Genomic DNA, 12,564 nt, shown 5'->3' with positions numbered 1-12,564 from the left:
GTCAGCCGCGCTGCGCCACGGGGCCGGTCGATTTGCGGACGACCAGTTCCAGCGGCAGGGCGATCTTCTTCGCTGCGATGCCCTGGCCCTCGATCAGCGCCACGAGTTCCCGTACCGCGCAGGCGCTGAGTTCGACCAGCGGCTGGCGCATCGTCGTCAGGGGCGGGTGGATGTGGCTGGAGATGGCGATGTCGTCGAAACCCACGACCGAGATGTCTTCGGGAACGCGCAGCCCCTTGCTGTGGATGGCGTCGATGGCGCCGAACGCCATCTCGTCGTTGGCCGCGAAGATGGCGGTGGGCGGCTCCGGCAGGTCCAGCAGCTGCACGGTGGCCGCGTAGCCGCCGGTCTGGACGAAACGACCCGGAACGATCAGCGCAGGGTCGGCGGCGATGCCGGCTTCGTTCAGGGCTTCGACATAGGCCGCCTGCCGCTCGGTGCTCTGGCCCGTGTAGTGGGAGCCGGCAATGAACGCGATGCGACGGTGCCCCAGCGACAGCAGATGCTCGACTGCCGTGCGGGCGCCCTTGCGGTTCTCGACCACGACGACGGGCAGCCCCATGGCGCGCGCATCGAAGTTGACGAACACGCAGGGCAACTGGCGGTGTTCCAGTTCGCCGAGGTAGGCATCCTCGACGTTCGGCATGGGCAGGATGAGGCCGGCGCACAGGTTGGCCAGCATGTCGCGCGTGTCTGCGCGGCCTGGGGCGTCGAAACGGTCGGCGTTGAACAGCAGGATGTCGTAGCCGCGGGCACGCGCTTCGTTGCTGATCTCCTTGGTGATCTCGTGCAGCACCAGTGAGCCGAAGTTGTTCACGAAGATGCCGATGAGCCGGCTTTTCTCGCCGCGCATGCGTCGCGCCACCATGTCGGGCGAGTAGTTCAGCTTGGCCGCAGCCTCCATGACGCGTGCGCGTGCATCTTCCGAGACGTAGCCCGTGCCGCGGATTGCACGCGATGCGGTGATGGGCGCGACACCGGCCAACTTCGCTACTTCACTGAGCCTGCTGGGTTTTGGCATAGATCGACGCTGAGATGGAATACCAGAATGTGGTGACGATACCACATTCGTTGACGCAGTCGGAAAAGCTTGCCGGTCGTGCAAATTTCTTTGTGATTTCGGCTTGATATGCTAACGTAACCATACTCTATGGCCGCAGCAGCCAACCGGCGGGCTGCGCCGACCAAGTCGACGCATTGGAATTGCTCCGTGCGTTCAACGGATCGATGCTGATGAAACTGAAGAATTGCGTGAGCGGCTTGTTATTGACGCTGGGCATTGCTCTGGGTGGATGTGCGGGCGCGCCCGCTCAGAACGGCAGCAATCGCGGTGAAGTGATTGCGGCGATCGACAAGGTCAATTCCTACTGGCAAGCGCGCGCACCTGCTCAAGACAGCCCGTTCTGGAATGTGGCGGCCTATCACACCGGTAATATGGAAGCCTACCGGGTGACCGGCAATGAAGGTTATCGGCGCTATACCGAGACCTGGGCCGAATACAACCAATGGGCGGGCGCGCGGTCCAAGGATAAATCGACCTGGAAATACACCTACGGCGAAACGCCGGAGCACGTGCTATTCGGTGATTGGCAGATCTGCTTTCAGGTTTACGCGGATCTTTATCAACTGGAGAAGGACCCGCGCAAGATTGCCCGCGCCCGCGAGGTGATGGAATATCAGATGAGCACCCCCAACAAGGACTATTGGTGGTGGGTGGATGGGTTGTATATGGCCATGCCGGTCATGACAAAGATGTACAAGGCCACCGGCAATCGCCAGTATCTCGACAAGATGTTCGAGTACTACAGCCACGCCAACAGCATCATGTACGACGCGCAGGAGAAGCTCTATTACCGGGACGCGAGATACGTGTTCCCGCAGCACAAGAGCGTCAACGGCAAGAAGGACTTCTGGTCCCGCGGCGATGGGTGGGCATTTGCGGCGCTTGCCAGGGTCCTGTCGGAATTGCCGCAGGACGATCCGCACCGCGGTGAGTACGTGCAGCGCCTCCAGGACATGGCTGCGGCGCTGCTGCCGCTGCAGCAACCCGAGGGTTACTGGACGCGCAGCCTCATGGACCCGGCCCATGCGCCGGGCCCCGAGACCAGCGGGACGGCCTTCTTCACCTACGGGCTGCTGTGGGGCATCAACAATGGCCTGCTGCCGCGTGACCGGTATCTGCCTGCGGCGCAGCGCGGCTGGCATTACCTGACAACCGTGGCCCTGCAGCCCGACGGCAAGCTGGGGTATGTGCAGCCGATCGGCGACCGCGCGATTCCGGGGCAGGTGGTAGACCAGAATTCCACGTCGCACTTCGGCGTCGGCGCCTTCCTGCTGGCGGGGGCTGAAATGGTCCGTCTGCTCGACAAATAACGGCGCAGCCAGGAGACAAAGTGCAACGTCGAAATTTCATGCGCGCTGCGGCCTTGGGGCCGTCCGTGCCGGCCCTGTTGGCCACCAGCGAGGCGGCAGCTGCGGCGACTGCTGCGACTGCCGCTGCGCCTGGGCAGGAGCGTGCCTACATGCTCAACCTGCTGCGCCAGATGGCGGAGCCGGTGATGGGCCTGATGTCCAAAGGCGAGCTGAAAAAGAAGTTCGCGCTCGAACTGAGCCCCACCTGGGATGGCCGCGACCCTTCCGTCGCCTACCTCGAATGTTTCGGTCGCTTGATTTCGGGCATCTCGCCGTGGCTCGCGCTGCCGGCGGATGACAGTGCCGAGGGCAAGCTGCGCCAGCGCCTGCAACAACAGGCGCTGCAGAGCTACGCCAACGCGGTCGACCCCAAGAGCCCGGACTACCTGACCTGGAAGGGGCATGGCCAGGCGCTGGTGGATTCGGCCTATTTCACCAACGCCCTGATGCGCGCGCCCAAGGTGTTGTGGGAGCCGCTGGATGCGGCCACCAAGGGCCGCATCGTGGCCGAGATCAAGGGCCTGCGTCGCATCGAGGTGCCCTACATCAACTGGCTGCTGTTCGCGGCGATGAACGAGGCCTGGCTGCTGTCCATCGGCGAGGAATCCGACCCGATGCGCATGAACGGGGCCATCCGCAAGATCAACGAGTGGTATGTCGGCGACGGCTGGATCAAGGACGGCCAGGACTTCCATTTCGACTACTACTGCTCTTACGTCATGTACCCCATGCTGCTTGAGATCCTCGAGGTGCTGGTGGCCAGCAAGGGGCCGTTCTGGAACGCCAAGCCCGAGGATCTGCTGGCGCAGGCCACGAAGCGCGCGCAGCGCTATTGCGAGCACCTGGAGCGCTTCGTGGGCCCGCAAGGCAGCTACCCGCCGATCGGCCGCTCGCTGACCTACCGCACCGCGGTGTTCCAGCCGCTGGCCTTGCTGGCCTGGCGCAAGCAGCTGCCGGCATCGTTGCCCGAGGGGCAGGTGCGCTCGGCCTTGCACGCCGCGCACGTGGCGATCTGGGACGGCCCCGGAAACTTCACGAAGGACGGCTTCCTGACCATCGGCTTTCGCGGCCATCAGCCTGAACTGGGGGACTGGTACTCCAACAACGGCAGCATGTACATCGCCGCGGCGGGCCTGCTCGCGCTGGGCCTGCCCGCGACCGACTCCTACTGGACGGCGCCGGCGCAGGACTGGACGCAGAAGAAGGCGTTCAGCAGCAACCGCTTCCCCAAAGACTACGCCGTGGGCTACTGATGAAGCGGGCGATCCTCGCTGTTTGGCTGGCCTTGAACGCGCTGGGCGCCGGCGCGGCGGAGCGCCTGGTCGTCACTGTTCGGCACGAGCTGAAGGCCGCGCGGCCGGCCGAGACGATCGCGGTCCCCTGGTCCGAAGTGGCCCGGCGCCTGCCCGGGGCACTGCTGCATCAGCTCGCTGTGCGCGATGCCGGTGGCAACCTGCTGCCCTACCAAGTCACCAACGTGGCGCCGTTGGCGAAAGACCCGAAGAACGAAGGCATCGCCTACGGGGAGCTGATCTTCCAGCATGACTTCGCCGTTGACGAGCAGAGCGCACGCTTCACCGTCGAGAAGGCAACGACGGTCGCGCCGCCGTTTCCCGTCAAGGCATTCGCCCGTTATGTCCCCGAGCGCCTCGACGACTTCGCCTGGGAGAACGACAAGATCGGCCACCGCACCTACGGCCAGGCGCTGGCCGCGCCGGCGCCACCCGGCAGCGACAAGGAAGTCCTCGTCACGAGCGGCGTCGACATCTGGTTCAAGCGGCCGTCCTATCTCATCGTCGACCGTTGGTACAACAAGGGCCACGACCACTATCACAAGGACGAGGGCGAAGGGCTCGACATGTACGCCGTCGGCCGCACCCGCGGCGCGGGCGGCACGGGCATCTGGAATGGCAGCCGGCTGTTCGTCAGCCGCAACTATTCGGCGTGGCGCGTCGTCACGAACGGGCCCGTCCGTGCCGTTTTCGAGTTGACCTACGACAAGTGGGACGCGGGCGGTGTGGCGGTCAGCGAAGTCAAGCGGTTCACCGTCGACGCGGGCCATCTTTTCGACACGGTCGAAAGCACTTTCAGCACTGCCACGCCGCAGACGCTCACGGTCGCGCTGGGTCTCAACAAGAAGCCGGCCTATCCCGAGCAGGCGCCGACGGTCGCTGCTTACCGTGCCCCGGACACGCTGATGCAATGGGTGCGCCAGCGCAGTGCGGGTGACTTTGGTGTCGCCATCCTGCTGCCGGGTGCAGACGGCTACGCGGCCGATCCCGACAACGAACTGATCCTCGTCAAGGCCAAGACCGGCCAGCCGCTGCGCTACTACCTTGGCGCCGCGGTCGACTGGTCGGGTGAGATCCCCACGGCGCAAGCCTGGCAGGGCTATGTGGAGGCCTACCGCAAGCGCGTCGCATCGCCGATCCGGGTCGAATTCGGCGCGGAGTAGCCATGTTTTCCCGGTGGCATCCTGCGATGTGCTTTGACTCTGAAATTTTGTATATCTCGCGGCGCCTTATTCATAGCTCCTTTCGCGCCGTGGAGACTAAGCTGAACGGGGCGAGGCCGTGACACCCCTAGTTTGATAGTCACCAAGATTGCCAAGCATCCCTGACTGTCTTCGAGAACATTGGTGATGATCCTGCAATGTCGCACCAAAGCAACTTTCAAGATCGATGAGGCAACGTTACCATACCGTAACTAAGGGCCGAGGAAGCGTGATCACATGCTGCGCTGTAAGCGCCTTGGAGGGTTTCATGAGCCTATTTTTTTGGGGCTCGCATGGTAACGTTGTCACATATTGCTGTTATCGAAATGAATCTGCGATGAGCAAGCTGATCCAGCCATCGCCGATATAAAAACAACTTGTAGTCACATTGATGACAAAAGCCCTTGAGGCATGGAGAGAGACATGAAACAAACCCTGATTTGCTCGGCCGTGTCGATGGCGCTTGCCGCCGCCTACGGCCACGCCGCGGCTCAGGCTGCGGCGCCCGCCCAAGCGGCCGAAAAAGCGCCCGACGCCGCAGACGCCGCCGCCAAGCCCGACGGCCAGAAACTCGAGACCGTGGTCGTGACCGGTTTCCGCGCCAGTCTCGAGAAGTCGATGGCGTTGAAGCAGCAGGCCATCGGCGTGCGCGATTCCATCGTGGCCGAGGACATCGGCAAGTTCCCCGAGGCCAACGTGGCCGAATCGCTGCAGCGCGTGCCGGGCATCATCCTGAACCGTGACGAGAGTTCGGGTGAGGGGCAGCGCATCTCCATCCGCGGCCTGCCGACCGAGTACACCGTCACCACGCTGAATGGCGCGCTCGTCAATACCGTGTCCACTTCCACCATCGGCTCGGCGGTGCGCGGTTTCAACTACGACGTGTTCGCGTCCGAACTGTTCGGCCGTGTGGACTTCTACAAGTCGCCGCTGGCAGAGCTGAACGAAGGCGGCATGGGCGGCGTGGTGGACCTGCAGACGCCGCGCCCCTTCGACAACCCCAAGCGCACCATCCGCTATGGCGTGACGGCGTCGTACAACACCACGTCCGGCAAGACGGACCCGATGGGCTTCGCGCTGTACTCCAACACCTGGGGCGACTGGGGCGCGCTGATTGGCGTGTCGCACGCCGCCGCGGTGAACGACCGCTCAGGCTTTGAGGCGACCGGTGGCTACAACAGCTCGGCCCGCGCCAGCCAGAGTCCCGTGAAGGGCAACTTCGCCTTCGCGCTGGACTACGACAGCCCGCGCGCCAACCTCGGCAGCTACACCCGCGCCCAGGTCGACAACGCACTGCTGCCCCGCATCTACCGCTTCTACGGTTCGGCCAATGACCGCACCCGCGACGGCCTGGTGGGCTCGCTGCAGTTCAAGACCCCGACGCTGAACTTCAGCCTGGACACGCTCTATTCCAAGCTGAAGAACACCCGCGACGAGATCTACTTCGGCCTGCTGATCCGCAACAGCCGTACCACCGACCGCACCAAGCCGGCGGGCCAGAGCGGCAACAACGGCTTCATTCCGCTGAACGTCAAGATCGACCCCGCGTCCAACCTGCTGACCGGCACCTTCGGCAATACGTCCTACAGCAGCGGAGCGACCTACAGCGAAGACGAAACCAAGTTCGGCTACGTGGCCGCCAATGCCCGCTGGAGCGTCAGCGACAAACTGGTGCTGACTGGCCAGCTGAGCACCAACAACAGCAAGGCGCTGAGCTACCAGGACACCCTGTCCGGCCAGATCTTCGGTGTCGACTCCACCATCGACTACGGCAGCGACCACGTCTACCCGTCGCTGTCCTCGCCGACCAGCTACACCGACCCCGCCAACTTCCAGGGTTTCGGCATCGGTACCGGCTGGACTCGTGAGACAGACAAGAGCAACCAGGGCCGCGTCGTCGCCGACTGGGACTACGCCCTCGCCGGCGACTGGACCGGCCACCTGAAGGCCGGCCTGGCCTATTCTGAGACCTCCAAGGAGATCAACAAGCGCAACGGCACATCCGCCGCCACCGCCAAGCTCAACACGCTGGGCACGGCAGGCCTGCGATCGGGCATGACCTCCGTGCTGCCGATCGGCAACCTTGACATGGGTGCCGGCTGGCCGCACGCCTGGGGTACCTTCACCCGCGCCTACACCTACTCCACCTTCGACCCGCTGGCCCTCAACTCGGAGGCGACCTTCACGCCGGCGCAGAGCTTCAAGGCGCAGGAGAACGTGTCCACGGCTTTCGTGCAGTCCGACTTCCGGGGCCAGGTGTTCGACCGGGAACTGCGCCTGAACGCCGGCGTGCGCTTCGCGCGCACCGAGACGCTGATCGACAACTTCAAGCAGCAGGGTGCCAGCCTCACCTACGCGCCGAACCAGGAGAAGGGCTCCTACACCAGCGTGCTGCCGGCCTTCAGCTCGGCCCTGGACCTGACCGACAACCTGACCTGGCGTGCCTCCTGGGGCAAGACGCTGAGCCGCCAGGCGCTGTCCATCATCGCGGCGCAGACGGTCATCCCCAACCCGTTCGACAACACCGCAACGGCCGGCAATCCCAGCCTGCGTCCGCAAAAGTCCAAGAACTTCGACACCAGCCTGGAGTGGTATTTCCAGAAGGGCAGCATGCTGTCGGCGGCCCTGTTCCGCAAGGAACTGACCGACGCCACCACGAGCAACAGCGTGCAAACCACCTTCGGCGCGCTGGGCCTGCCTGACACGGCGCTGGGCGCCATCTTCCAGGACGCCAACGGCAAGGTGGATCCCAAGCTGCCGATGACGCTGAAGACCTACAGCAACGCCGGCAAGCAGACGCTCAAGGGCTTCGAGCTGGCCTACCAGCAGGCCTTCACCTTCCTGCCCGAACCCTTCAAGGGCCTGGGCGCGCTGGCCAGCTACACGCACATCAACCCGTTCAACAGCGCGGTGTGGACGACCAATGGGGGCAGCGTCATCGACGTGAACTCCGTGCCCAAGTACGCATACAGCACCACGCTGTACTACGAGAACGGCCCATTCGCTTTCCGCACGTCCTACAACTACAAGGGCCGCTCGCTGCACAGCGACAACCCGAAGAACAACGGCGACGACCTGATCCGCTGGCGCGCCGGCCGCGGCTACCTGGACGCCAACGTCAGCTACAAGATCAACGACTCGCTGGAGATCCGCGTGGAGGGGTTGAACCTGTCCAACACGCTGGCCTACGACTACTTCGAAGATGCCACCGGCCAATACGGCCTGGGCAACAAGACCCGCATGGACTATGCGAAGTACGACGGTCGCACCTTCAAGATCGGCCTGCGCGGCAGGTTCTGAACGCGGCGGTTGAACGAATGCGGAACTGGCTTGCAGTCCTGGTGGCGGCATGGGCCGCCGGCTGCGCGGCTCCGCCGCGCGATGGCGATATTCGCGACGGCGATGTCCGCGTGGTCGACGTCGGTGAGGGCTGGGCGCGCAACTCCGTCAACGCCGTGGTGTTCCGCAAGAACTCCCTCGTCACCCATGGCGACATGCAGTACATCGCCTTCTACGACCCGCAGGCCCGGGTGGTGCTGGGCAAGCGCCGGCTCGGCAGCGGCGCCTGGGAGCTGAAGGCCACGCCCTACCAAGGCAACGCGCTGGATGCCCACAACAGCATCAGCATCATGGTCGATGGCGCCGGCTTTCTGCATCTCGCCTGGGACCACCACAACAGTGCGCTGCGCTATGCGCGCAGCCTGCGGCCCGGTGCGCTGGAAATGACGGCCGAGATGCCGATGACGGGGCAGGGCGAGGCCTCCGTGTCCTATCCCGAGTTCCATCGCCAGCCGGACGGCAATCTGCTGTTCTTCTACCGGGACGGCGGTTCCGGCCGGGGCAACCTGGTGCTCAACCGCTACGACGTCGCCACGCAAAAGTGGACACGGCTGCACGGCAACCTGATCAGTGGGGAAGGCAAGCGCAACGCCTACTGGCAAGCCTTCCTCGACCACCGCGGCACCCTGCATCTGTCCTGGGTCTGGCGCGAATCGCCGGACGTCGCCAGCAACCACGACCTGGCCTATGCCCGCTCGCGCGACGGTGGCCGCAGCTGGGAGACCTCCGACGGCCGGCCCTGCGCGCTGCCCATCACGCTGTCCAGCGCCGAGGTCGCCGCGCACATCCCGCAGAACAGCGAACTGATCAACCAGACCTCGATGTCGGCCGACCAGGACGGCAACCCCTACATCGCCAGCTACTGGCGGCGCGCGGGCCGCACGGTGCCGCAGTACCAGGTGGTCTACCGCCGCGGTGGTGCCTGGCGGGAACTGGAGCTGGACTTTCGGCGCACGCCGTTCTCGCTCAGCGGCGTGGGGACCAAGGCGATCCCCGTGTCACGCCCGCAAATCATGGTGAGCCTGGGAGGTGGTGAGCCCACGGCGCTGCTGGTGTTTCGCGACGAGGAGCGGGGCAGTCGGGTGTCGGTCGCCCGCATAGCCGACTTCAGTACCCCGCGTTGGACCGTGCACGACCTGACCGCGGATTCCGCCGGCGCCTGGGAACCCAGCTTCGACACCGAGTTGTGGCGACAGCAGGGGGAATTGAACCTGTTTCTGCAGACCGTGCAGCAAGTGGACGGCGAGGGCGCCGCCAACGTCTCGACCAGCAAGGTGCGAGTGCTGCAGTGGCGCCGGAAACCCGGAGCGACGGGAAAGCCCGCGCCCTAAAAAGCGCCGCTCCGTAACTATATGTTTATTCCAGCTATACGAACTTTGGATGGGGCGAAGGCGAAACGGCATACGAATTGAATATTCAACGGTGCTAGCCTTTCGACATTACCTGTTCAGGTGTAATCCACTGCGAGCGGTGTAATGATTGGTATCAATAAAGCGGCAGACGAACGCATTTTATTTCGCCTGCCAAACATACCCACCTCACGGAGACAACCATGCGGTCAAAGAATTTCGCAAAAACCGTCATCGCCGGTTTGATCAGCCAATTTTGGCTGGCCTCCCCGCTGTATGCGCAAGAAGCGGCGAAGCAGGACCTCGAACGGGTCGTCGTCACTGGTATTCGGGCCTCGCTGGAATCGTCAGTTGCGACCAAGCGCATGCAGGACGGCGTCGTCGACGCGGTGTCCGCGGAAGACGCCGGTAAATTCCCCGACACGAATATCGCCGAATCGCTGCAGCGCGTCACCGGCGTGCAGATCCAGCGCAACAACGGCGAGGGCCGGTATATTTCTGTTCGCGGGTTGGGGCCGGAGTTCAACAATGTGCTCGTCAACGGCCGAACCATGACCAGCGATACCGGTGGCCGTGAGTTCTCGTTCGACCTGCTGTCGCCCGATCTCATCTCGAAGGCGCTGGTTTACAAGACGGCGCAGCCCTTCCTGCCCGAGGGCGGCATTGGCTCCACGGTCGATATTCAAACGGCGCGGCCGCTGTTGGGCCGCAAAGGCCACAGCGCGGTGGTGAACCTGTCCGGGTCCTACGATTCGAACTCCAAGAAAAAGACGCCCAACGCGAGCGCGATGTACTCGTTCGCGAACGACGACCGCAGCTTCGGCGTCAGCGGTTCCCTGTCGTACACCGACCGTGCCTCGAAGCAGACCAAGGCCGTCAACGACGCGTGGAACTACAAGGACGTGACGCTGATCAACGGCGACCTGAATTCCAAGAACCTGACGATGGCTGACGTGACGGTCAAGAAGCTCTACATCCCGCAGAGCTTCGGGTTCCAGGAGGAGAACGAGCGCCGCAAGCGCCTGGTGGCCGCGGGCACCGTCCAGTTCAACCCGAGCTCGGCGCTCAAGCTCACGGCCGATGCGCTGTACTCGCGGCTGGACCAGAAGAACGACGTCATCGCGGTCAGCGACTGGAACAACCCCACCCAGCTCGGCGTCAAGTTCAACGCTGACAACCAGATCACCAGCTTCCTGCGGCCGGGCTCCACGTTCTTTGCCAACAACCCGGAGATTGCCGGCCCCGGCAAGCTGCTCGGCGAAGCGAACTCCAACGACATGATCGTCAAGGCCGGCGACCGGCTGTCGACGACCAAGGCCTTCGGTGGCAATGCCAAGTGGGCGCTGGCGCCGGAGTGGAACCTGGAAGCCGACCTGTCCACGTCGCGCACGACCTCGGGGACGCCCGACATGTGGATCGTCGCCGGCATGGTGCCCAAGAACGGCGACACGCTGACCTTTGACGGCACGCCCACCATCCACTTCGGCGACAGCCTCTCCGACCCCGCCGCCGTGCGTGCCCACGCTGTTGCCTACGGCCAGATCCGCAACGGCGACGACCTGAAGGAAGGCCGCGTCAACCTGGGCTGGGATCACGAGATCGGCTACTTCAAGGGGCTGCAGTTCGGCCTCGCGGCCTCGCGCCGCAAGGTGGACCGCACCCAATGGAACAGCGATTCGTGGAACGCGTTCAGCGGCTATCACGTGTCGCTGCCGGCCTCGCTGTTCACGGTGAGCAAGCTCGACAACATCCTGGGCGCGGAAGGCGCGATGCCGTCGACCTTCCTGAGGTTCGACCCCTACGCCTACATGGCCTACCTGAACCAGCCGTCGCTGATCGCGCAGTCCAACGATCCGGCGCTCTACGGCGACAAGACCAAGTACCCCAACGGCCCGATGGCCATCGACTACACCAGGCCGTCGATGTGGGCCGTCAAGGAGAAGGTGTCCAGCCTGTTCGTGGACAGCAAGTGGGAGGGCGACGGCTGGTCGGGCAATGTGGGCGCGCGGTATGTGCACGTGAACTCCACGTCGATCGGCATCAGCCGGGTGCTGCTGTCGGCCGTCAAGAGCCCCAACGACACGACCTACATCCTGAACTACGGCCCCGACAGCGTGAACTCGGTCGAGAACAGCTACAACAACCTGCTGCCCTCTGCCAACCTCAAACTCGACCTGACTCGCGACCTCGTGCTGCGCCTGGCGGCCTCCAAGACACTGACGCGCCCGACGCTGAACCAGATGGGCGTGAGCAACTGGTACGGTGGCCGTTTTGGGGACGTGCAGACCGGCGGCGGCAACCCCTATCTCAAGCCGATGCGCTCGACCAACCTGGACGCGTCGCTGGAGTGGTATCTGTCCAAGACCAACTACCTCAGCGCGGCGGTCTTCCAAAAGAAGGTCACCGACTTTCTCGAATCCCGGCTGGTCGACATCCAATTGCCGCAGTTCCCCGAGATCGCGCACGACACCCGCATCCGCAACGGGCAGCAAGGCAAGATCAAGGGCCTGGAGCTGGCCGGTCAGTACGCGTTCGACGCCAACAACGGTCTGCTGCAGGGCTTCGGCATCGCGGCCAACTTCACCTATGTGGATGCGAATGCCACGCGGGAAGGCGGCGTCGCCAGTTGTGGCTATCCCGGCCTGTCCAAGCAGTCGTACAACGGCTCGGTGTTCTATGAGGACAGCCGCTTCCAGGCGCGGCTGAGCTACAACTGGCGCAACCACTTCTCCGTCGACTGCGGCGGCGGCAGCACCTTGCCGCGCACCCGCGCGGCCTATGGGCAGGCCGATGCCAGCGTGCGCTACAACGTCACGCCGACGGTTTCGCTGTATGCCGACGCGATCAATCTGAACAACGAACGCATGCACGAATACGCGAACAACGAGTCGCAGTTCCTGACCTTGGAGGACGTCGGCCGCCGCTTCAACGTGGGTGTGCGGGTGGCGTTCTAGCAAGCCAGCACAGTTC

The 12,564-nt window shown here is 64.0% G+C and carries 7 protein-coding genes; 6 read left to right on the top strand and 1 reads right to left on the bottom strand.

Annotated elements, in window-relative coordinates:
• Position 1: 1 nt before the first annotated feature.
• A complete protein-coding gene (locus AC1DW0_RS21380) occupies positions 2 to 1,021 on the bottom strand; it encodes a LacI family DNA-binding transcriptional regulator (protein ID WP_477947851.1) in 1,020 nt (339 codons plus the stop codon).
• Between the two features lie 212 nt (positions 1,022 to 1,233).
• On the opposite strand from AC1DW0_RS21380, the gene AC1DW0_RS21375 reads away from it, so the two are divergent.
• The 6 genes from AC1DW0_RS21375 to AC1DW0_RS21350 all read left to right on the top strand — a co-directional run bounded on the left by AC1DW0_RS21375 (position 1,234) and on the right by AC1DW0_RS21350 (position 12,548).
• Positions 1,234 to 2,373, top strand: a complete 1,140-nt coding sequence (locus tag AC1DW0_RS21375; RefSeq protein WP_477947849.1) for a glycoside hydrolase family 88/105 protein — start codon at positions 1,234 to 1,236, stop codon at positions 2,371 to 2,373.
• A 20-nt stretch (positions 2,374 to 2,393) separates the two neighbouring features.
• The gene (locus tag AC1DW0_RS21370) at positions 2,394 to 3,665 is read left to right on the top strand and encodes a DUF2264 domain-containing protein (protein WP_477947847.1); all 1,272 of its coding nucleotides are present in this window, start codon (positions 2,394 to 2,396) and stop codon (positions 3,663 to 3,665) included.
• Positions 3,665 to 4,867: a DUF4861 family protein gene (locus AC1DW0_RS21365; protein WP_477947845.1), complete on the top strand. Its 1,203-nt coding sequence runs from the start codon at positions 3,665 to 3,667 to the stop codon at positions 4,865 to 4,867. The genes AC1DW0_RS21370 and AC1DW0_RS21365 overlap by 1 nt, the downstream gene beginning before the upstream one ends.
• A gap of 462 nt (positions 4,868 to 5,329) precedes the next feature.
• Positions 5,330 to 8,206 carry a TonB-dependent receptor gene (locus tag AC1DW0_RS21360; protein WP_477947843.1) on the top strand — a complete coding sequence of 959 codons (2,877 nt, stop codon included), beginning with the start codon at positions 5,330 to 5,332 and terminating at the stop codon, positions 8,204 to 8,206.
• A gap of 17 nt (positions 8,207 to 8,223) precedes the next feature.
• The gene (locus AC1DW0_RS21355) at positions 8,224 to 9,576 is read left to right on the top strand and encodes a BNR repeat-containing protein (RefSeq protein ID WP_477947841.1); all 1,353 of its coding nucleotides are present in this window, start codon (positions 8,224 to 8,226) and stop codon (positions 9,574 to 9,576) included.
• A gap of 221 nt (positions 9,577 to 9,797) precedes the next feature.
• The gene (locus AC1DW0_RS21350; protein WP_477947839.1) at positions 9,798 to 12,548 is read left to right on the top strand and encodes a TonB-dependent receptor; all 2,751 of its coding nucleotides are present in this window, start codon (positions 9,798 to 9,800) and stop codon (positions 12,546 to 12,548) included.
• Positions 12,549 to 12,564: the final 16 nt, after the last annotated feature.

Source organism: Roseateles sp. P4_D2 (genome assembly GCF_056401875.1).
The sequence above is the reverse complement of the archived record's forward strand: the minus strand, read 5'-3'. Positions and strand labels throughout refer to the sequence as shown.